Here is a 22,647-nt window from a genome sequence, read left to right on the forward strand (position 1 = left end):
CCGAGCCCATGCTCGGCTGCTTTTTGCGCACCGCCTGCCAGCCGAGCATGGGCTCGGCTCTACAGATCGTGCATCACCGCTTGGGCATGCGCACCAGGCGGGTGCCGCTGGCGCGGTCGTGCCAGGTCAGGCGTTGGCGGTCGACCCAGGCCCACCAGAATCCCAGGCCGCCCAGCAGCAGCGACAGCGTCCCCACCGCGAAGCGCAGCCACAGCTGGCCGCGCCGCAACGACGTGCCATCGCGCGACTGCAGTTTCAGCCGCCACGGCCGCATGCCCAGCGTCTGTCCGCCACGGCGCCAGCTGGCCGTGGCATACCACCCCGTGATCGCCCAGCACACCGCCCACAGCAGCCACTGCCAGGCGCTGAACGGTGCGATGTTCTCGCGCTGCGCGTGGCCGCTGAAGGTGTAGGCGAGGGTGAACAGCGTGCCGGCCAGCATCCACAGCGCCAGCACCGGCAGCGCGTCGTAGACCATCGCCAGCATGCGCCAGGACAGCAGCGCGCGCGGACGGAGCGTTTCGGTAGCGGCCGCAGGGGCCGTGTCGGTGGCAGGGCGGGACATGCGCCGAGCATACGCAAAGCTGGCCGTGCCCGCAGTGGCCCTCGTATCCTGCATGCATGGCCCTTGTTTCCACCCCCGCCGAACGCCGCCAGCTGGTCCAGCAACTGCCCGAGCTGCGCGCCGACGACAGTGTGCGCATCCAGCGCTTCCTCGATGCGATCTGGGCCGAGAACGGCCTGGCCCGCGCCACCCTGGACAGCTATCGCCGCGACCTGGAAGGGCTGGCGCGTTGGATGGATGGACGCGACGGTGGCCTGGCCGGCATCGAACGTCCCGGGCTGTTCGACTACCTGGCCTGGCGCACCCGCCACGGCTGGTCGCCGCGCAGCAACGCGCGCCTGCTGTCGGCGCTGCGGGCGTTCTTCGCCGATGGCGTGCGCCGTGGCGAACGCAGCGAAGACCCCAGTGCGCTGCTCGACCCCCCGAAGCTGCCGCGGCTGTTGCCCAAGGCGCTGGCCGAGAGCCAGATCGATGCGCTGCTGGCGGCACCGGACATCGACAGCCCGCTGGGGCTGCGCGACCGCGCCATGCTGGAGCTGATGTACGCCGCCGGCCTGCGCGTGAGCGAGCTGGTGCTGCTGCCGGCCACGGCAGTCAACCTGCGCCAGGGCGTGTTGCGGGTCACCGGCAAGGGCAGCAAGGAACGGCTGGTGCCGCTGGGCGAGGAATCGCAGCATTGGCTGGAGCGTTACCTGCAGCAGTCGCGCCCGCTGCTGGTCGGCAAGGGCAAGGTGCACGCCCTGGCCGATGGGCAGACCCCGTTGTTCATCGAGCCGACGCTGCATGCGCTGACCCGGCAGGCGTTCTGGCACCTGGTCAAGCGCCACGCGCAGGTGGCCGGCATCGACCCGGCGCGGATCAGCCCGCATGGCCTGCGCCACAGCTTCGCCACCCATCTGCTCAACCGCGGTGCCGACCTGCGCGCGCTGCAGATGCTGCTCGGCCACAGTTCCTTGTCGACCACCCAGATCTACACCCTGGTAGCGCGCGAGCATCTGCAGAAGCTGCACGCCCGCCACCATCCGCGCGGCTGAGCTCCGGGCTGAATCGCTGCCCGGGGCCGTGCCGGGCGGCGCGGCCCGGTACCGGCGGCTGTGTCAGAATCCGGAGTCTTCTTCTGTTGCGGATCGCTCCATGCTCCGATTTGCCATCGCCGCCGTGTTCGGTGCGCTCAGCCTGACCGCCTGCGCCCAGCCGGCTCCGCCGGCCGCCAAGGCGCCTGCTGCCGCTGCGGCCAAGGCCAGCCCGGCCGCCAACGCGCCGGCCGACCAGGCGGTACGTGCCGCGTTGACCGCGCTCAATCCGGGTTTCCAGGTCGATTACATCGGTGCCGCGCCGTTCCCCGGCTTCCGCGAGGTCGTCGTTTCCGGCCAGCTGCTGTACGTGTCCGATGACGGCCGCTACCTGTTCCAGTCGCAGCCTTACGACACCCGCGCCAAGGGCCCGGCCAACAGCGAGGGCCTGCTTGGTTACCGCCGCGGCCTGCTGGCCAAGGCCAACCACGGCGATCGCATCGTGTTTGCCGCGCCGAACGCCAAGTACACCATCAGCGTGTTCACCGACATCGAGTGTGGTTACTGCCGCAAGCTGCACCAGGACATCGCCGAACTCAACCGCAACGGCATCACCGTCGAGTACCTGGCGTTTCCGCGCATGGGCCTGGGCAGCAAGGACTACACCGACATGATCTCGGTCTGGTGTGCAGCGGATCGTCGCCAGGCCCTGACCAACGCCAAGCGCGGTGGCAGCGTGCCGGCCAGGAACTGCACCAACCCGGTGGCGATGCAGTACGCGCTGGGCCAGCAGCTGGGCGTGAATGGAACGCCGGCGATCTTCGCGCCGGATGGCACCCAGCTGGGCGGCTACCTGCCGCCGGCGCAGCTGCGTGCCGCGCTGGAGAAGCTGTCGGCCAAGCGCTGATCGTCGCTGGTCTTTTTCTGTAGAGCCGAGCCCATGCTCGGCTGCTGTTTCCGCAGCCGAGCATGGGCTCGGCTCTACAGGCAGGAAGCCGGGGATGCGTGTCGCATCCCCGGCCTTTTGCTTACTTCAGGCCATCACTGACCGCCTTGGTCAGCGTGCCCTGCGCATCGTCACCGCTGAACTCCCAGACGAACGCGCCGCCCAGGCCCTGGGTCTTCACGTAACCCATCTTGCGGGTGATGTTGGCCGGGGTGTCGAAGCTCCACAGCGTGCTGCCGTTGTAGATCCAGGTGGCACCGGCGGTGTTGTCGGTGTAGCCCGGCCACGCCAGGTTCTTCAGCACCTTCCAGTCCTCGATGCCGGCTTCATACGTACCCGGGGCGGCGCCGGTCGCGGTCTGGTACAGGCCGTTGTTGGCGTTGGCCACACCCGTCCAGCCACGCCCGTAGTAGCCAATGCCCAGGTTGAGCTTGGCGGCGGGCACGCCACGGCTGATGAAGGCCTCGATGGCGTCGTTGCTGTTGTACAGCTTCTGGTCGCCGGTGGACGGATCATTCGGCGAATCGAACAGCGCCGACTGGTGATTGGTCTTCGCATCCCACGCGCCGTGGAAGTCGTAGGTCATCACGTTGATGTAGTCCAGGTACGGGTGGTATGCGGCCGGATCGGTGACACGGATCTTGTCGATGCCGGCACCCACCGCCACCGTCAGCAACAGGCCTGGCCGCACCGCATCGAGCTGGCGGCGGAACTCGGCCATCAGCGCGGTGAAGTTGGCGTTGTCTTCCGGCTTGCCGCATTCGATGCCACAGGCCACCGGGTATTCCCAGTCGATGTCGATGCCGTCGAACACGCCCAGCGCGGCACCGGCACCGCCGGCACCGTCGGTCACCGGCAGGTTGCCCTTGATGTAGGCGTCGATGCACGAGGCGACGAAGGCCTGGCGGTTTTCCGGGCGCGCTGCGCTGGAGAAGCCGCGCGACCAGGTCCAGCCACCCAGCGAGATCAGCACCTTCATGCCCGGGTATTTGGCCTTGAGCTGCTTGAGCTGGTTCCAGTTGCCGCGCAGCGGCTGGTCCCAGGTATCGGCACTGCCGCTGACGCTCTCGGCGGCACTGAAGGCCTTGGTGTAGTCGGCGAAGGCATCGCCACCGGCACCGCTGTTCGGATCCGACGGCTGGGTGATGCCGACTTCGCATCGGTTGTTGCGCACGTTGCCGAACGCGTAGTTGATGTGGGTCAGGCGTGCGGCCGAGCCGCTGCTGTCGATGTTCTTGACCCGGTAGTTGCGGCCGTAGATGCCCCACTGGGTGAAGTAACCGATGACCCGCTTGCCGGTGGTGCCGCCGTCACCGGCCAGCGTGGTGGCGCTGATTTCGGTGCCCTGCGCCGACGCGTTGCCGGCGTTGTCGCGCGCCCGCACGCGGTAACGGTAGGTGGTCGATGCGGTCAGCCCGCCATCCACATAGCTGGCGCTGGACGGCGAACCGACCAGGCTGCCGTTGCGGTACACGTCATAGCCAGCCAGGCCACTGCCACCGGTGTTGTCGGTGGACGGGCTCCAGCTGAGCGCGATGCTGTTGGCGGTACGGGTGCCGACCGCTAACCCGCCCGGCACGCTCGGTGCGGTGGTGTCGCCACCGGCGGCGTTGACGGTGATGGTGATGGTCGGGGTGCTGGTGGTGGCGTTGTTGTTGTCGGTCGCGACCGCACGCAGGGTGTGGCTGCCGGCGCTGGCATTGGCCCAGCTGGCCGCATACGGCGCACCGGTGGCCACGCCCAGCGAGCTGCCGTCGCGGAAGAACTCGACCTTGGCGACGCTGCCGTCCGGGTCACTGGCGGTAGCGGTCACGTTGACCGTGCTGCCGGCGCTGAAGGTGGCGCCGTTGGCCGGCGAGGTCAGGCTGACCACCGGCGGCTGGTTGCTGCCGCTGCCATCGCAGGCACCAAGGTTGGTGTAGTAGGGCGCACCGGCCGGATGGTCCGGCGGCGCGTTCCAGATGTCCTGGTTCGCCCGATAGAGGACGCCTCCTTTCTGCAGGGTATCGCCGGCCCGGTAGATCCTGGCCTGGTCCCACTGGGCCACGCCGGCACAGCTGGCAGCCTGCGCCAGGCCGGGCAGGGCGGCGGTACCGGCGGCCAGGGCAAGCAGCCAGGCCAGGTGGCGGGGACGACAGCTTCGGGTCGAACGTTCGGCACTGCGCACAATCGGGTCGTACATGGGTAAGTCTCCGATCAAAGGGCGCGCGGGCCCCGATGGCGCCGCGCGTGACGCAGGTCCGGGCGTCGCCCGGGAAGGCGACGGAGGGGGCGGACGGGGTACCTGGGGGGCCGGGGAGAGAGTCCGGCGCCAGGTGGGGACAACGTTGTCATCAATCGCGTGGTCAATCCGTGAGCAAGCGCATGGTTCCGGGATTCGGGCGGAGAGCGGCGCTGCGCGCGGTCGGCGGCCATCGGCGGAGCCCCCTCGTGGCTGGGGGCTTTCCGCGAAAAGCAGATTTCTGGGGTTGGCCGGGTGGGTGGGCTGCGCAGGGGACGCCGTGAATACGTCCCTGTAGGCTCGGGCGCGCCATCCATGGCGCTTACGCCCCTGCGCAACCCACCCGCCCGGCCACGGACAGGTTCCTGCGCGGCCAGCCACGAAAGACAGAACAAAAAATCAAAAGCAAAAGCCGGTCGCTTCGCTCTTCAATGCCTGACTTCTGAGATTTCCCTGGTTGCCGGCCAGCGGCCGGCACTACCGCAGAGCATGCACGCATGGCGTGGATTTACCGCAGATCGCGGAAATCTGTCGAAGGCGGGGTGGGTCCGGTGGCGGGGGTGTCCGCGGCATGGATGCCGCGGTCAAGCCCCCAGGGACGGGTTTACGGCGTCCCCCGCCACCGGACCCACCCCGCCACCCCACGGGAACCCCGCTTTTGCTTTGGCCGTTGCTGTTGCCGTTGCCCTGGCCTCGGCGGGTGCCGGGCGCCGCCCGGCCAGAGCCCTTCCCCCGCTTCCGGTACAATGTCGGGCCCGTTTCCCAACTACGGTTCCCCGGACATGATGGTCCTCGAGGGCGCGCCCGCCCTGTCGCCGTTCCGCCGCGAACGTCTTGAATCCCGCCTGCAGTCCATCGCTCCCTCCCTGCGCATCAGTGGTGCCTGGCACGTCTACTTCGTGCAGCCAGAAGGCAGCGCCGCCCCCGACCTGACCACCCTGTGCCGCATCCTCGAAGCGGCGCCGCAGGCCGAAGCCGTGGCCGACGGCGCGGTCAGCCGCATCGTGGTGCCGCGCCTGGGCACGCTGTCGCCGTGGTCGAGCAAGGCCACCGAACTGGTCCGCGGTGCCGGCCAGCCGGTCAGCCGGGTCGAGCGTGGCCTGCGCATCGACGTGCAGGGCTGGCCGGCCGATGCCGCCGCCCAGCAGGCGCTGGTCAAGGCGCTGCACGACCCGATGACGCAGTCGGTGCTGGAGACCGTGGAACAGGGCCAGGCGCTGTTCTCGGCACCGGCCCGGGGTGAACTGGAGCGCGTGCCGGTGGACCAGCTGGAGGCCGCCAACCAGCGCCTCGGCCTGGCCATGGCCCAGGACGAGATCGACTACCTGCGCGAGCGTTTCACTGCGCTGGGCCGGTCGCCGTCGGACGTGGAACTGATGATGTTCGCGCAGGCCAATTCCGAGCACTGCCGCCACAAGATCTTCAACGCCAGCTGGACCATCGACGGCCAGGAGCAGGACCGCTCGCTGTTCCGGATGATCAAGAACACCCACCAGCAGACTCCGCAGCACACGCTCAGCGCGTACAGCGACAATGCCGCGGTGATCGAAGGCCATCCGGCCTCGCGCTATCGCCCCGATCCGGCCAGTGGCGAATACCGCCGCGAGCCGCAGGTGCCCAGCGCGTTCCAGATCAAGGTGGAAACGCACAACCACCCGACCGCGATCGCGCCGTTCCCGGGTGCCTCGACCGGTGCCGGTGGCGAGATCCGCGACGAGGGCGCGACCGGCCGTGGCGGCAAGCCGAAGGCGGGCCTGACCGGCTTCTCGGTCTCGCACCTGCGCATCCCCGAGCTGCCGCAGCCGTGGGAAGCGCCGCGCGCGCTGAACCCGCGCATGGCGCCGGCGCTGGAAATCATGACCGACGGCCCGCTCGGCGGCGCCGCGTTCAACAACGAATTCGGCCGACCGAACCTGCTCGGCTACTTCCGCAGCTTCGAGCTGCCCGAAGGCGCCGATCTGGTGCGTGCGTACGACAAGCCGATCATGCTGGCCGGCGGCCTCGGCGCGATCGACCGCGTGCAGGTCGACAAGATCCCGCTGCAGGCCGGTGATGCGGTCATCGTGCTCGGCGGGCCGGCGATGCTGATCGGCCTGGGCGGTGGCGCCGCCAGTTCGGTGGCCTCCGGCGAGAGCGCCGAGGACCTGGACTTTGCCAGCGTGCAGCGCGACAACCCGGAAATGGAGCGCCGCTGCCAGGAGGTCATCGACCGCTGCGTGGCGATGGGCGCCAACAACCCGATCAAGTTCTTCCACGACGTCGGTGCCGGTGGCCTGTCCAATGCCATCCCCGAACTGCTGCACGACTCCAAGGTCGGCGGTGTCATCGACCTGGGCAAGGTGCCCACCGATGATCCGTCGCTGTCGCCGATGCAGCTGTGGTGCAACGAGTCGCAGGAGCGCTACGTGCTGGGCGTGGCCCAGGAGCGCCTGGCCGAGTTCGCCGCGCTGTGCGCCCGCGAGCGCTGCCAGTTCGCTGCCGTTGGCGTGGCCACCGCCGAGGAGCACCTGGTGGTGGCCTACGGTGCCGTGCCGGGCCACACCCCGGCCGATGCGCCGATCGACCTGCCGATGGACGTGCTGTTCGGCAAGCCGCCGAAGATGCACCGCGACACCGCGCACCCGCCGGCACCGCGCTGGCCGGCGCTGAAGACCGGCGGCCTGGACCTGCAGGAAGCCGGCCTGCGCGTACTCGCGCACCCGACCGTCGCCTCGAAGAACTTCCTGGTCACCATCGGTGACCGCAGCGTCGGTGGCCTGACCGCGCGTGAGCAGATGGTCGGCCCGTGGCAGCTGCCGGTGGCCGACGTGGCGATCACCCTGGCCGACTTCGATGGCGTGGCCGGCGAAGCGATGTCGATCGGCGAGCGCACCCCGCTGGCCCTGCTCGACGCCGCTGCGTCGGCACGCATGGCGGTGGGCGAAGCGCTGACCAACCTGTGTGCGGCCCCGGTCGATGCGCTGGATGAAATCAAGCTGTCGGCGAACTGGATGGCCGCGGCCGGCCATCCGGGCGAAGACGCACTGCTGTACGACGCGGTGAAGGCGGTGGGCATGGAACTGTGCCCGCAGCTGGACATCAGCATCCCGGTGGGCAAGGACTCGCTGTCGATGCAGGCGCAGTGGCACGACCAGGGCGAAGCGCACAAGAGCGTGTCGCCGGTGTCGCTGGTGATCTCGGCGTTCGCGCCGGTCGCCGACGTGCGCAAGCAGCTGACCCCGCTGCTCGACCGCGACGTGGACAGCGAGCTGTGGCTGATCGGCCTGGGTGCCGGCAAGCAGCGCCTGGGCGGTTCGATCCTGGCCCAGGTGCACGCCGACCATGGCGATCTGCCGGCCTTCGCCGGTGCCGCTCCGGACCTGGACGATCCGCAGCGCCTGCGTGGCTTCTTCGAGCTGATCCGCGATGCGCGCCAGTCCGGCCTGCTGCTGGCCTACCACGACCGCAGCGACGGTGGTGCCTTCGCCGCGCTGTGCGAAATGGCCTTCACTTCGCGCCTTGGCCTGGACATCACGCTCGATGCCTGGGGCGATGATCCGTTCCGCAGCCTGTTCAACGAAGAACTGGGTGCGGTGGTGCAGATCGCGCGCGAAGACCGCGCTGCGTTCGCCGACCTGGTCGAACGCCACGCACTGACCGAATGCGCACAGCGCATCGCCAAGCCGACCACCGCGCCGGTGGTGCGCGTGTCGCTGGGTGGCGAGAACCTGGCCGAATGGCGTTGGGACGCACTGTTCGACGCCTGGTGGTCGGTCACCCACGCGATGCAGAAGCGCCGCGACAACCCGGCCAACGCCGATGCCGAGCGCGAGGTCGCCCGTGCCTTCAACGCACCGGGCCTGAAGCCCAAGCTCAGCTTCGACCTGAACGAGGATGTGGCAGCACCGTTCATCAGCACCGGTGCGCGTCCGCGCGTGGCGGTGCTGCGCGAGCAGGGCGTCAACGGCCAGATCGAAATGGCCAACGCCTTCGAACGTGCCGGCTTCCGCGCCTTCGACGTGCACATGAGCGACCTGATCGAAGGCCGCGTGGCGCTGCAGGATTTCACCGGCCTGGTCGCCTGCGGCGGCTTCAGCTACGGCGATGTGCTCGGTGCCGGCCGTGGCTGGGCCACCTCGATCCTGGAGCGCAGTGCGCTGCGTGATGCCTTCGCCGCGTTCTTCGCGCGCGAAGACAGCTTCGCGCTGGGCGTGTGCAACGGCTGCCAGATGATGAGCCAGCTCAAGAACATCATCCCCGGTGCCGGACACTGGCCGCAGTTCCGCCGCAATGCCAGCGAGCAGTTCGAAGCCCGCACCGCGCTGCTGGAAGTGGTGGAATCGCCGTCGATCCTGCTGCGTGGCATGGCCGGCTCGCGCCTGCCGGTAGCGGTGGCGCACGGCGAAGGCCAGGCCGTGTTCGACAACGCCGTCGACCAGGCTGCCGCCCGCGTCTCGCTGCGCTACATCGATGGCCATGGCAACGTCGCCAGCCAGTACCCGCTGAACCCGAACGGTTCGCCGGACGGCATCACCGGCCTGACCAGCACCGACGGCCGCGTCACCATCATGATGCCGCACCCGGAGCGCACCCCGCGCGCGCTCAACCTGAGCTGGGCACCGGCTGAATGGCAGGGTGATTCGCCGTGGATGCGCATGTTCCGCAACGCGCGGGTGTGGTGCGGCTGATCGCATCGTTCCGCGCAGGCCGCAATGCCACCGCGTATGGAAAAACCCGCCGCTTTGTCGGCGGGTTTTTCTTTGTGTGCGTGAAATTGCTGATCTGGCCGCTAGTTACATCCGTTTTTCATGCGCCAGCAGTTCGTCACGTATGTCTAACAAAATGCCTTTATAAACACGTGAAATAGTGAACTGCTTCACGGCAATAGGATTTGTCGTGTCAAAGTCTTGACGATCTGCAAAGTTGCCGTTAACACTTGAACCCCGTTTCAGAATCATTCATTTCGCAGTAACCGGTTGGCGCACGCGCTCGGTTTTCTGTCGCTGCGCGCCGTTCGGCAATACCCCGCAGTAAATCACGCGAATAAACGCCCCCAGGGGACGTTGGGCCGGAAAGCCCAGCGGTGGCGTTGCTTTGCCCAAAACCAGTCCAATCAGGAGCCGTACCGATGAATCGGATTTATCGCAAGGTCTGGAACAAAGCACTGGGTCAGTTGGTGGTGGCCTCGGAACTGGCCTCCTCCGACAGCAGCAGTGGCGGGGTCGTCGACCAGCGCCGCGATGCGACACAGGCCACGCCCGCACTGCTGGCGGTGGCACTGGGCCTGGTATTGGGGTTGGGCATGAGCGGCAGCGCGACGGCACAGTCGGTGCAGATCGGCGGCAGCGCCACCTGCGTTGCATTCAGCGGCAAGCTGCTGGAAAAGTGCCTGATCGAAGGCTCGGCCACGGCCAAGGGCAGCAACGCGGTGGCGATCGGCAGCAACAGCAATGCCAGCGCCGCCAACAGCGTGGCGCTGGGCGCTGGCTCCAAGGCCACGCGGGCCAATACCGTGTCCATCGGCGATGCCGGCAAGGAGCGGCAGATCACCAACGTGGCTGCTGGCACGCAGGGCACCGATGCGGTGAACAAGGCGCAGCTGGACGCGCAGGCGCGCGCCACGCAGGCCGCGCTGGCTGATGTAGCCGCCGATGGAAACCGCTATTTCAAGGCCGACGGCGCAGGCGATGACAGCGACGCGGCGAAGATCGAGGGGCAGGGCGCAGTCGCGGCCGGCGCCGGTGCACAGGCGCTGGCCAACGCCACCACCGCCATCGGAACCCAGGCCATTGCCGCCGGTCTCGGCGCCAGTGCCTTCGGCCAGGGCGCCCTGGCCATCGGCGATGCCAGCGTGGTGGTCGGGCAGAGCGCGGCCGCGTTCGGGCTTGGCGATACAGCCGTCGGCGCCAGCGCGTACGCAGCCAGCGAGAACGGCGCGGCCACCGCACTCGGTGCGTTGTCCGAAGCCACTGCCGATGGCGCGACGGCCGTCGGCGGTGGTGCCGTGGCGATGGGCCCGGGCAGCACCGCACTGGGCCGCGGCGCCACTGCCGCCAATGAAGCATCGATCGCGGTGGGGGCGTTCAGCACTGCCGTGGGTGAGTACAGCACCGCGCTGGGGTCCAACTCGGCGGCGGTCGCCACCGGCAGCGTGGCGCTGGGCGCCGGCTCGCTGGCCGACCGTGTCGACACCGTGTCGGTCGGCGCCGCCGAATACGGCCTGACCCGGCAGATCACCAGCGTCGCGGCGGGCACCGAAGACACCGACGCGGTCAACGTCGGCCAGTTGAAGGGCGTCGCCGCCGTGGCCGATGCCACCGCCAAGCGTTTCCAGGCCACGGGCAGCAGCAACAGTGATGCGGGTGCATTGGCCGAGGGCGACGAGGCGCTGGCGGCTGGCGAGGCGGCCAACGCCATCGGCAACGGCACCACCGCCGTGGGCGCGGGCGCCAATGCCGTCGCACAGAACGCGACCGCGGTGGGCAACAACGCACTGGCCTCAGGTCAGAACAGTGCCGCGTTCGGCAACAATGCACAGGCGAACGGCCCCGGCAGCGTCGCCGTCGGTGGTGCTGCGGTGGATGCCGATGGCAATCCGCTGATCACCAGTGGCGGCGTGCCGGTGGAAACCGGCGCCACCAGTGCCGGTGTCGGGGGTACTGCGGTGGGTGCGAGTGCCGAGGCCGGTGGTTTCGCCGCGTCGTCCTATGGCGTTGGCGCATATGCCGCCGGCGCGCAGTCGTCCGCGTTCGGTGCGGTTGCCAATGCCATCGGTGATTACTCCACCGCGCTGGGTACGCAGAGCAATGCCACCGGCACCAGCAGCGTGGCCATCGGCGGCCCGGCCGATCTGATTCCAGGCCTGGGCTTCTTCGTGCAGACCCAGGCCAGCGGCGAAGCGTCGACCGCCGTCGGCGCCGGCGCCATCGCCAGCGGTGATCGCGCGGTGGCCAACGGCAGCCTGACCGAAGCGTCCGGCGCCGAAGCGACTGCGGTCGGCTACTTCGCCTACGCACCGGGCGAGAACGCCAGCGCGCTCGGCGCGCAGACCTGGGCCAGCGGCGCGCAGAGCACCGCCGTGGGCTACTACGCCACCGCACGCGGTGCCAACAGCGTTGCGCTCGGCGCCAACTCCGAAGCGGTGCGTGCCAACAGCGTGGCCGTGGGCAGTGCCGGCAACGAACGGCAGATCACCAGCGTCGCCGCGGGCAGTGAAGCCACCGATGCAGTGAACAAGGCGCAGCTCGACGCGGTGGCCAGCACCGCCGACAGCACAGCGCGCTTCTTCCAGGCCCAGCCGGAAGCAGGCAGCGATGCCGGTGCATTGGCCGAGGGCGAAGGTGCGGTTGCGGCGGGTTCGTCGAGCAATGCGATCGGCGCTGGCGCGGTTGCACAGGGCGCAGCAGCCTCGGCCATCGGCGACGACGCCGTGGCGGTGGGTCGCAACAGCAACGCCACCGGCAATGGCGGTGTTGCCATCGGTGGCCTCGGCCAGGCCTACGACGAGTACAACCAGCCGATCATCGGTGCCGACGGTACGGCACAGCAGGTCGGCACCACTGCCGTTGCCGACGCCACGGCGGTCGGTAGTGGTGCGCAGGCGACCGGCGCTGCCAGCAGTGCGTTCGGCAACGCCGCCAGGGCCAGCGGAGACAACAGCTTCGCGGCTGGCGGCAAGTCGCGTGCGGCCGGCAGCTACGCGGTTGCGGTTGGCGACAGCGCCTTCGCCAGCAGTGACGACAGCACCGCCGTCGGTGGCTACAGCTGGGCTACCGCAAGCGGGGCGAGTGCGTTCGGTTCCGGCGCCTGGGCAACGGCCACCAATGCCTCGGCATTCGGCAACGCGGCCTGGGCCAGTGGCAGTGGTGCGACCTCCATCGGTTACAACAGCTGGGCCAACGGCACCAGCTCCACCGCCGTCGGTCGCGGCGCATTCGGTTATGGCGACAACAGCGTGGCGCTGGGCTTCCAGGCGCTGGGCAACAGCCTCAACAGCATCGCCATCGGCACCAACACGGTGGCCGGTGGTGAAAGCGCGATCGCGCTCGGTGCCGGCAGCAACGCCAGCGCCAGCAACGCCGTCGCACTGGGCGCCGGCTCGGTCGCCAACCGCGCCCGCAGCGTTTCGGTCGGCAGCACCGGTAACGAACGCCAGGTGACCAACGTCGCCGCCGGTACCCAGGCCACCGACGCGGTGAACAAGGCGCAGCTGGATGCCGTGGCGGGCGCGGCAGCCACCACCAGCCGCTTCTTCCAGGCCAGCGGCAACGGCGGTGATGTGGCCGGTGCACTGGTGGACGGTGACAACGCGCTGGCCGCCGGTGATGCGGCCAACGCCATCGGCAACGGGGCCACCGCACTCGGCAGTGGCGCCAACGCGCTGGCCAGCAATGCGCAGGCACTGGGCGTCAACGCCCTGGCCAGCGCCGCCAACGCCAGCGCGGTCGGTGCAAATGCACAGGCGACCGCTGAATACGCAACCGCGCAGGGTGCGGAAAGCGAGGCCAGTGGCGAGCAGAGTGCGGCGTTCGGTGCGGCCAGCATCGCCAGCGGTGCTGGCAGCACCGCGACCGGCGTGCTGTCCGAAGCCTCCGGCGAGGAGGCGGTGGCAGTGGGGTACTTCAGCAATGCCAGTGGCAGCGGCGCCACCGCGGTCGGCAGCGAGAGTGTCGCCAGTGGCACCGCGTCGGCAGCGTTCGGCATCGGTGCCGAGGCGACCGGCGGCTACAGCACCGCCATCGGTGGCTATGCACAGGCCTCGGCCTTCAATGCCACGGCCTTCGGCAACTTCGCCAATGCCTCCGGCTCCAACAGCGTGGCGCTGGGCGGTGATTCGGAAGCCTCCGGTGCCTACAGCACCGCCACTGGCCAGGGCAGCCTGGCCACCGGCACCAACAGCGTCGCCGTCGGCGGATCGCTGTTCGGCGTGCTGGCCACCGAAGCATCGGGCAACTACTCCACCGCCGTCGGTGGCGGCGCCTGGTCCGGTGGCATCAACAGCACCGCGCTGGGCAACGCCGCCGAATCGCGCGCTGCCAACAGCGTGGCGCTGGGTGCCGATTCGATCGCCGACCGCGACAACACCGTGTCGGTCGGCGGCGGTGGCAACACCCGCCAGATCACCAACGTGGCTGATGGCACGCAGGGCAATGATGCGGTCAACAAGAGCCAGCTCGACGCCGTAGCCGCCGCAGCGGAAAAGACCAGCAGGCAGTTCCAGGCCAGCGGCAACGCCGATGGCGAAACAGGGGCACTGGTCGAGGGCGACAACGCGCTGGCGGCCGGCGATGCGGCCAACGCCATCGGCAACGGGGCCACCGCGCTGGGCAGCGGTGCCAACGCGCTGGCGGCCAACGCCACGGCCGTGGGCATCGATGCATTGGCCACCGGCAACAATGCGGCGGCGCTGGGCAGCACAGCGCAGGCCAGCGGTGAAGACAGCCTTGCGCTCGGCACCGGTGCCAGCGCCAGCGAGCTCGGCGCCAGCGCGGTCGGTGCGCGTGCACAGGCCAGCGGTGCGTACAGCACGGCAACCGGCACCGAATCCAACGCCAGCGGCACGCAGGCCCTGGCCAGCGGCTTCCGTAGTGCCGCCTCTGCCGATGGCACCACTGCCGTCGGTGGCTATGCCGAGGCCAGTGGACGCCTCGGCACCGCATTGGGCTACGGCTCGGCGGCCAGTGGTGCCAACACGACCGCCGTCGGCTTCGGTGCTGCTGCAGCCGGTACCGGTGCCGTGGCGGTGGGTCAGTCCAGCGAGGCCAGCGGCGAGGAAAGCGTGGCCATCGGTGGCAGCACCTTCTTCGGCCTGATCCCGTCGCGTGCCAGTGGCACCGGTGCGGCGGCGTTCGGTGCCGGCGCATGGGCGACCGAAGACTACGCCACGGCAATCGGCTGGAACTCGTGGGCCGCCGGCAGCAATGCCACGGCCCTGGGCGCCAACGCCACCGCCAACGGCAGCAACAGTGTCGCCCTCGGTGCCGGCTCCAAGGCCGACCGTGACAACACCGTGGCCGTCGGCAAGGCCGGTGGCGAACGCCAGGTGACCCATGTGGCAGCCGGTACCGAAGCCACCGACGCGGTGAACAAGGGCCAGCTGGATGCCGTTGCCAGCGTCGCCGACAGGACCAGCCGTCAGTTCCAGGCCAGCGGCAACGCCGATGGCGAGGCCGGTGCCCTGGTGGACGGTGACAACGCCTTGGCCGCCGGCAACGCGTCCAACGCCATCGGCAACGGTGCCACCGCGCTGGGCAGTGGCGCCAACGCGATGGCCGCCAACGCCACGGCGGTAGGCGCCGACGCCCTGGCGACCGGCAGCAACGCGGCGGCACTGGGTACCAACGCACAGGCCAGTGGTGTCGACAGCGTGGCCGTGGGCAGCGCTGCCAGCGCCAGTGAACTCGGCGCCAGCGCTACCGGCGCCGGCGCCCAGGCCAAGGGCGCCTACAGCACCGCCAGCGGCGCGCAGGCCACGGCCAGCGGCACGCAGTCGCAGGCCAGCGGTTTCCGCGCCACTGCCTCGGCCGATGGCGCCTCGGCGCTGGGCAGCTACGCCGAAGCCAGTGGTCGACTGGGTACTGCGGTGGGCTACGGCAGCAAGGCCACCGGTGCGAACGCTACCGCGGTGGGTGTCAGTGCCAACGCTTCGGCGGCCGGCAGCATCGCACTGGGCGCAGGCTCGGTGGCTGATCGTGCCAACACCGTGTCGGTCGGCAGTGCCAGCAGTGATCGTCAGATCACCCGTGTCGCCGCCGGTACCGAGCGCACCGATGCAGTCAATCGTGGCCAGCTCGATGCGGTCGCGGCGACCGCCGATGGCACCGCACGCTACGTCAAGGCCAGCGGCGCGGGTACCGCCAGTGCCAGCGGCAGCGATGCCGCAGCGATCGGTTCGGCCGCCAGTGCCAGCGGCGCACGCAGCAATGCGCTGGGTGCCAACGCGATGGCCATCGGCAACGGTGCGCTTGCACTGGGCAACAGTGCCGGCGCGTCCGGTGCGAACTCGGTGGCACTGGGTGCGGGCTCGCGTGCGCTCGACGCCAACGTGGTGTCGGTCGGTGGTGGCAACGGCACCGATGGCCCGGCCGCGCGCCGCATCGTCAATGTGGCCGACGGCCGCATCGCCGCCGGCAGCAGCGACGCGGTCACCGGCTCGCAGCTCAACGTCACCAACCAGCGCGTGGGCGCCGTGGAAACCCGTGTCGGTGATTTCGACTCGCGCATCGCCACGGTCGAGACCACGGCGGCCAGCGCCGTCGGCTATGACGACGCCAGCCGTGACCGCCTGACCCTGTCCGGCTTCCAGGGCACCACCATCGACAACGTCGGCGCGGGCAACATCGCCGCCGGCAGCCGCCAGGCGATCAATGGCGGGCAGCTGTTCCAGTCGCTCAGTGATGCCGCCAGCTTCCTCGGCGGTGGTGCCAGCGTCGGCATGCAGGGTGTGTTCGTGGCGCCGAACTACGTGATCCAGGGCGCCACCTACAGGAATGTCGGCGATGCGCTGGGCGCGCTGGACCGCAAGGTCAGTGAGATTGACCGTCGTACTGCCGGTGGCACGCGTGCAGGCGCGTCCAGCCTGCGCGCAATGAGTGCTTCGCTGGATGAAAGCCCGCAGGCCAGCGTGGCCGACGCACCGGCAACGGCCGATGCCGCGCCGGCCAGTACCGCACGCGTGCAGGGCACGCCGACGGTGGCCGCGGCGGGGGCGGGCATTCCGGTCGGCACCCCGGCCACCGGCTTCAACGCCGTGGCCATGGGCGATGGCGCGGTAGCCAGCGGCGCTTCGTCCACGGCCATCGGCCAGGGCGCCAGCGCCACGGCGGCAAATGCCGTGGCGCTGGGCCAGGGCTCGGTTGCCGATCGTGCAAACACGGTCTCGGTGGGCAGCGAAGGCAACGAACGCCAGGTCACCAACGTCGCCGCCGGCACCACCGCCACCGACGCCGTCAACAAGGGCCAGCTGGACCGTGGCATGGCGACGGCGAACAGCTACACCGACAGCCGCGTCCAGGCCGTTGCCGACAGCTTCGATGTGTTCAAGGGCGAGATCGACGGACGCCTGCGCCACATGGACCGCCGCATCGACCGCCAGGGCGCGATGAGCGCAGCGATGCTCAACATGGCCACCAGTGCCGCCGGTATCCGCACCCAGAACCGTGTCGGCGTCGGCATCGGTTTCCAGGGTGGCGAGTCGGCGTTGTCGCTGGGTTACCAGCGTGCGATCAGCGATCGCGCCACGGTCACCTTCGGCGGCGCCTTCAGCAGTGACGACAGTTCGGTCGGCGTCGGTGCCGGCTTCGGCTGGTAAGCCACTCCATCGCGCCGGCGGCCACCCACGCCGGCGCCGTACCTGCAGTGAGGGCCTGGGGGGAGGTCACGGCAATCCCGGCTGGGCCGGCCGGGAGTCGTCAAGGAATGATGGCCGCAGTGTTGGTTCGATCCATGACCCAGAAGAGGAATTCGACGTGATCAAGAAGCAGAACCTTCGCATCAATGTGCTTGCCGCCGCCGTGCTGTCGATGACGGCGGTCGGTGCCGTCCACGCCGCCGGGTTGCCGACCCGTGAACCGGTGCGCCAGGCCAGCACCGCCCAGCCGGGTACCGAGCGCATCATCGTCAAGTACCGGGCCGGCGCTGCTGCCGCCACCGACCGCTCGGCGAAGCTGTCCACCGTGCAGTCCGCACTGACCCGTGCCAGTCTCTCCGGCGGCACGTCACGCGCCAGCACGCTCGGCCCGCAGGTGGTCCGCAAGCTGTCTACCGGTGCGGACCTCATCCGTGTGCAGGGCCGCCTGGCACCGGCCGAACTGCAGCGCGTGCTGAAGGAACTGAAGGCCGATCCGTCGGTGCAGTACGCCGAAGCCGACGTGAAGCTGCGCCGCAGCGAACTGCGTGCCGGCAACGTGCAGCCGGCGCTGGTGCCGAACGATCCCTTCTACCAGCAGAACCAGTGGCATCTGCACAATGCGGTCGGCGGCATCAACGCACCGGCGGCGTGGGATGTCTCGCAGGGCGAGGGCATCGTGGTGGCAGTGATCGACACCGGCGTCCTGCCGCAGCATCCGGACCTGGTCGGAAACCTGCTGGAAGGCTACGACTTCATCAGCGATGCGGAGACCTCGCGGCGCCCGACCAACGATCGCGTGCCGGGTGCGCAGGACTACGGTGATTGGGTCGAGAACGACAACGAGTGCTATGACGGCTCGCTGGCCGACGACAGTTCCTGGCACGGCACCCACGTCGCTGGCACCGTGGCCGAGCAGACCAACAACGGCGTCGGCATGGCCGGTGTCGCCTACAAGGCCAAGGTGCTGCCGGTCCGCGTGCTGGGCAAGTGCGGCGGCTACCTGTCCGACATCGCTGATGCGGTGACCTGGGCCTCCGGCGGTACCGTGACCGGCATTCCGGCCAACACCAATCCGGCCGAGATCATCAACATGAGCCTGGGGGGCGGTGGTTCCTGCGCCAGCACCTACCAGGACGCGATCAACGGCGCGATCTCGCGCGGTACCACGGTGGTGGTGGCTGCCGGCAATGAAGCCGACAACGCGTCCAAGTACCAGCCGGCCAGCTGCGAAGGCGTGGTGACCGTGGGTGCCACCCGCATCACCGGTGGCATCACCTACTACTCCAACTATGGAGCCCGCGTGGACCTGTCCGGTCCGGGCGGTGGCGGCAGTGTCGACGGCAACCCGGGCGGCTACATCTGGCAGACCGGCTCCAATGCGGCCACCACGCCGGAATCGGGCACGCCGGGCTACATGGGCATGGGCGGTACCTCGATGGCCTCGCCGCATGTGGCCGCCGTTGCGGCACTGGTGCAGAGCGCACTGATCGCCAAGGGCAAGGATCCGTTGACCCCGGCCGCGATGCGTACCCTGCTGAAGGAAACGGCGCGTCCGTTCCCGGTCGCCATCCCGGCGGCGACCCCGATCGGTACCGGCATCCTTGATGCCAAGGCCGCGCTGGCCAAGGCACTGGAAGAACCGTGCACCGAAAACTGCGGGCCGGCGGCCACGCCGCTGACCAACAAGGCCGCAGTCGGCGGCCTGAACGGTGCTGCCGGCAGCAGCAAGCTGTACAGCTTCGAAGCCGTTGCCGGAAAGCAGCTCAGCGTGATCACCTACGGTGGCACCGGCAACGTCTCGGTCTACATTGCCCAGGGGCGTGAGCCGAGCGCCAGCGACAACGACGGCAAGTCGACCCGTCCCGGCACGTCCGAAACGGTGCGGGTGAACAAGCCGGTGGCGGGCACCTATTACATCAAGGTGGTGGGCGAAGCGGCATACAACGGCGTGAGCATTCTCGCCACGCAGTAATCACCTCGTGTCGTAGTTGAACGGCCGACGCCCGTCACCCTGTGTGACGGGCTTCGTCTTTTTACGAAAGGTGGCCGCAGGGCGGCGGAAATCACGGCTTAACTGCTAAAGTCGGGCCGATTGACAGGAGAGTCACGTGAACGCGCTCGCTGCAACCGTTACCGACGACGCCGAAGGCCGCATCCTGGATGCGTTGCTGGCGCGCGGCCGGCTCAAGGAAGGAGACCTGGCACGCGCGCGGCCATTGCATGCCGAGGCCGGCGGCAGTCTGCTGGGCCTGCTGGTGCGCCTGGGCCTGGTGTCTGAACGCGACCAGGCACAGGCCAGCGCTGAGGTGCTGGGCCTGCCGCTGCTGGAGGGCAAGCAGGTGCCGGAGGCCCCGCCGCAGGCGCTGGCCGAGGGACTTCCGCTGTCGCTGCGCTTCCTGAAGCAGTTCCATGTGTGCCCGCTGGAGTTGGATGAACACGGGGTGCGGCTGTGGCTGGCCGATGCCCACGACGCCTATCCACAGCAGGCCGTGCAGTTGGCCCTTGGGGTCCCGGTGACACCGGTGCTGGGCATGCGCGCGGAGATCGATGACCTGGTCGAGCGCTGGTTCGGCCAGGGCCGCAGCGCGATGGGCGCGATCGTGGAAACCGCGGATGGCGAGGGCGGTGCGGTCGACGACATCGAGCACCTGCGCGACCTTGCGTCGGAAGCACCGGTGATCCGCCTGGTCAACCTGGTGATCCAGCGTGCGGTGGAGCTGCGCGCTTCGGATATCCATGTCGAACCGTTCGAGAGCCGGTTGAAGGTCCGCTACCGCGTCGATGGCGTGCTGGTGGAGGGCGAAAGCCCGCCGGCCAACCTCACCGCTGCGGTGATCAGCCGCATCAAGATCATGGCCCGGCTCAACATCGCCGAGCGCCGCCTGCCGCAGGACGGCCGCATCATGCTGCGCGTGCAGGGCAAGGAGCTGGACCTGCGCGTGAGCACGGTACCGACCGCGCATGGCGAAAGCGTGGTGATGCGCCTGCTGGATCGCGAAACGGTGGTGTTCGATTTCCACCGGCTCGGCTTCACCGATGCCTTCCTGCCGCAGTTCCGCAAGGTGCTGGAACAGCCGCATGGCATCCTGCTGGTCACCGGCCCGACCGGCTCGGGCAAGACCACCACGCTGTACACCGCGCTGAGCCAGCTCAACACCGCCGACGTCAAGATCATCACGGTCGAAGACCCGGTGGAATACCAGATAGAAGGCATCAACCAGATCCAGGCCAAGCCGCAGATCGGCCTCGACTTCGCCAATGCCCTGCGCAGCATCGTGCGCCAGGATCCGGACATCATCATGATCGGTGAAATGCGCGACCTGGAAACCGCGCGCATCGCCATCCAGTCGGCGCTGACCGGCCACCTGGTGCTGTCCACCCTGCATACCAACAACGCCGCCGGTGGCATCACCCGCCTGCTCGACATGGGCGTGGAGGACTACCTGCTCACGTCCACCATCAACGGCATCCTGGCCCAGCGCCTGGTACGCCGGCTGGAGCCGACCCACGCCGAGCGCTACGAAGCCTCGCCGGAAGAGATCGAGCGGTTCGAACTGCGCCGCCTGCAGCCGGAAGGGCCGATCCACCTGTACCGCCCGAAGCCGTCTGCGCTGGCACCGACCGGCTACCTGGGGCGTACCACCATCATGGAATTCCTGGTGATGAACGATGCGCTGCGCCGTGCGGTGATGCGCCGCGATGGCATGGGCGAGATCGAGCGCATCGCCCGCGAGGCCGGCATGCGCACCATGTACGAGGATGGCCTGTCCAAGGCGTTGAGCGGGCAGACCACCATCGAGGAAGTGCTGCGCGTGACCGAGGAAAGCTGATGCGTGCAGGACGCCGGGGCTGACATGCCGAACTATCGCTACAAGGCGCTCAATCCGCATGGCGAGGTCTTCGATGGGCAGATGGAAGCGGCCAGCGAGGCCGAGCTGATCGCGCGCCTGCAGGACCAGGGCCACCTGCCGATGGAGACGCAGCTGGCCGACGCCGGCGCGATCGGCGGCAGCAGCTGGCGCAACCTGCTGCAGCAGCGCCCGCTGCAGGGGGCCGCGCTGCTGCAGTTCACCCAGCAGTTGGCGACCCTGCTCGGTGCTGGCCAGCCGCTGGACCGCGCGCTGTCGATCCTGCTGGGGTTGCCCGAGGACGAACGATCGCGCCGCGCGATCACCGACATCCGCGACGTGGTGCGCGGTGGCGCACCGCTGTCCACCGCGCTGGAGCGCCAGCATGGGCTGTTCTCGCGCCTGTACGTGAACATGGTGCGCGCCGGCGAAGCCGGTGGCAGCCTGCATGAAACCCTGCAACGCCTGGCCGACTACCTCGAGCGCAGCCGCGCGCTGCAGGGCAAGGTCATCAACGCGCTGGTCTACCCGGCGATCCTGCTGGTGGTGGTCGGTGGCGCGCTGTTGTTCCTGCTCGGCTACGTGGTGCCGCAGTTCGCGCAGATGTACGAAAGCCTGGACGTGGCGCTGCCGTGGTTCACCAACGCGGTACTGCAGCTGGGCCTGTTCGTGCGTGACTGGTGGGTGCTGCTGCTGGTGGTGCCCGGCGTGCTGGTACTGTTCTTCGAGCGCAAGGCGCGGCAACCGGCGTTCCGGTTGGCGCTGGATGGCTGGCTGCTGCAGCGGCGTGGCATCGGTCGCCTCATCGGCGAGCTGGAAACCGCCCGGCTGGCACGCACGCTGGGCACACTGCTGCGCAACGGCGTCCCCTTGCTGGGGGCACTGGGCATCGCGCGCAACGTGCTGGGCAACCGCGCCCTGGCCGCTGACGTCGAAACGGCCGCCGATGAAGTGAAGAACGGCGCCGGCCTGTCGCTGGCCCTGTCGCGCGGCAAGCGGTTCCCGCGCCTGGCGCTGCAGATGATCCAGGTCGGCGAGGAATCCGGCGCACTCGATACCATGCTGCTCAAGGCCGCCGACACCTTCGAACAGGACAGCGCCCGGCGCATCGACCGCATGCTGGCGGCGATGGTGCCGGCGATCACCCTGGTGCTGGCCTCGGTGGTCGGCGCGGTGATCGTGGCCGTGCTGGTGCCGCTGTATGACCTGACCAATGCCATCGGTTGACGATGGCACTCCCTGCAACCCCGACACTCCGCAACTGAAAGGACCGTCCATGATTGCCCGTCGCCGACCGATCCGCCTTTCCTTCACCGCCGCGCGCAACCAGTCGGGCATGAGCCTGCTGGAAATCATCATCGTCATCGTGCTGATCGGCGCGGTGCTGACCCTGGTCGCCAGCCGCGTGCTGGGCGGCGCCGACCGTGGCAAGGCCAACATCGCCAAGGCGCAGGTGCAGACCGTCGCCTCCAAGATCGACAACTACCAGATCGACACCGGCAAGCTGCCGGCCACGCTCAACGACCTGGTGACGGCGCCGGCCGGTGTCGGCGGCTGGCTCGGCCCGTACGCCAAGCCCGCCGACCTGAATGACCCGTGGGGCCACGCACTGGAGTACCGGGCGCCGGGCGAAGGCCAGCCGTATGAGCTGGTCAGCCTGGGCAAGGATGGCAAGGCTGGCGGCAGCAGCGTCGACGCTGACATCCGCTACCAGCCGTAACCGCGC

The 22,647-nt window shown here is 69.1% G+C and carries 10 protein-coding genes; 8 read left to right on the plus strand and 2 right to left on the minus strand.

Annotated elements, in window-relative coordinates:
* Positions 1-73 precede the first annotated feature (73 nt).
* Positions 74-565, minus strand: coding sequence for an RDD family protein (locus AC5P7I_RS09295; protein ID WP_262088246.1), 492 nt, complete (start codon positions 563-565; stop codon positions 74-76).
* A 56-nt stretch (positions 566-621) separates the two neighbouring features.
* Between AC5P7I_RS09295 and xerD the strand changes: the two genes are divergently transcribed.
* The gene (gene xerD, locus AC5P7I_RS09300) at positions 622-1,599 is read left to right on the plus strand and encodes a site-specific tyrosine recombinase XerD (RefSeq protein ID WP_046428433.1); all 978 of its coding nucleotides are present in this window, start codon (positions 622-624) and stop codon (positions 1,597-1,599) included.
* Positions 1,600-1,699: 100 nt separating this feature from the next.
* Entirely contained in the window at positions 1,700-2,485 is a 786-nt protein-coding gene (locus tag AC5P7I_RS09305; protein WP_014645882.1) for a thioredoxin fold domain-containing protein, read from the plus strand.
* 121 nt (positions 2,486-2,606) lie between these two features.
* On the opposite strand, the gene AC5P7I_RS09310 is transcribed toward AC5P7I_RS09305, so the two are convergent.
* Positions 2,607-4,706 (minus strand): glycosyl hydrolase family 18 protein, encoded by a 2,100-nt coding sequence (locus AC5P7I_RS09310; RefSeq protein WP_014645883.1) that lies wholly within the window; start codon positions 4,704-4,706, stop codon positions 2,607-2,609.
* 821 nt (positions 4,707-5,527) lie between these two features.
* On the opposite strand from AC5P7I_RS09310, the gene purL reads away from it, so the two are divergent.
* The 6 genes from purL (at position 5,528) to gspG (ending at position 22,641) form a co-directional block, all read left to right on the plus strand.
* A complete protein-coding gene (gene purL / locus AC5P7I_RS09315) occupies positions 5,528-9,412 on the plus strand; it encodes a phosphoribosylformylglycinamidine synthase (protein ID WP_262088341.1) in 3,885 nt (1,294 codons plus the stop codon).
* Between the two features lie 440 nt (positions 9,413-9,852).
* Positions 9,853-17,034, plus strand: a complete 7,182-nt coding sequence (locus AC5P7I_RS09320) for an ESPR-type extended signal peptide-containing protein (protein ID WP_262088340.1) — start codon at positions 9,853-9,855, stop codon at positions 17,032-17,034.
* Positions 17,035-17,191: 157 nt separating this feature from the next.
* On the plus strand, positions 17,192-19,045 hold the full coding sequence (locus tag AC5P7I_RS09325; RefSeq protein WP_142235425.1) for a S8 family peptidase: 1,854 nt from the start codon (positions 17,192-17,194) through the stop codon (positions 19,043-19,045).
* A gap of 136 nt (positions 19,046-19,181) precedes the next feature.
* On the plus strand, positions 19,182-20,903 hold the full coding sequence (gene gspE / locus AC5P7I_RS09330; protein WP_014035931.1) for a type II secretion system ATPase GspE: 1,722 nt from the start codon (positions 19,182-19,184) through the stop codon (positions 20,901-20,903).
* 24 nt (positions 20,904-20,927) lie between these two features.
* On the plus strand, positions 20,928-22,148 hold the full coding sequence (xpsF, locus tag AC5P7I_RS09335; protein ID WP_032956504.1) for a type II secretion system protein XpsF: 1,221 nt from the start codon (positions 20,928-20,930) through the stop codon (positions 22,146-22,148).
* Positions 22,149-22,197: 49 nt separating this feature from the next.
* Complete coding sequence (gspG, locus tag AC5P7I_RS09340) at positions 22,198-22,641, plus strand: type II secretion system major pseudopilin GspG (protein ID WP_014645890.1); 444 nt, start codon at positions 22,198-22,200, stop codon at positions 22,639-22,641.
* Positions 22,642-22,647: the final 6 nt, after the last annotated feature.

Source organism: Stenotrophomonas sp. YJH_SMC_138, assembly GCF_059369855.1.

What these genes read in the sequence shown, in the direction of transcription:
- AC5P7I_RS09295 (WP_262088246.1), bottom strand. Translation starts at nt 565, where the DNA reads ATGTCCCGCCCTGCCACCGACACGGCCCCTGCGGCCGCTACCGAAACG.
- xerD (WP_046428433.1), top strand. Translation starts at nt 622, where the DNA reads ATGGCCCTTGTTTCCACCCCCGCCGAACGCCGCCAGCTGGTCCAGCAA.
- AC5P7I_RS09305 (WP_014645882.1), top strand. Translation starts at nt 1,700, where the DNA reads ATGCTCCGATTTGCCATCGCCGCCGTGTTCGGTGCGCTCAGCCTGACC.
- AC5P7I_RS09310 (WP_014645883.1), bottom strand. Translation starts at nt 4,706, where the DNA reads ATGTACGACCCGATTGTGCGCAGTGCCGAACGTTCGACCCGAAGCTGT.
- purL (WP_262088341.1), top strand. Translation starts at nt 5,528, where the DNA reads ATGATGGTCCTCGAGGGCGCGCCCGCCCTGTCGCCGTTCCGCCGCGAA.
- AC5P7I_RS09320 (WP_262088340.1), top strand. Translation starts at nt 9,853, where the DNA reads ATGAATCGGATTTATCGCAAGGTCTGGAACAAAGCACTGGGTCAGTTG.
- xpsF (WP_032956504.1), top strand. Translation starts at nt 20,928, where the DNA reads ATGCCGAACTATCGCTACAAGGCGCTCAATCCGCATGGCGAGGTCTTC.
- gspG (WP_014645890.1), top strand. Translation starts at nt 22,198, where the DNA reads ATGATTGCCCGTCGCCGACCGATCCGCCTTTCCTTCACCGCCGCGCGC.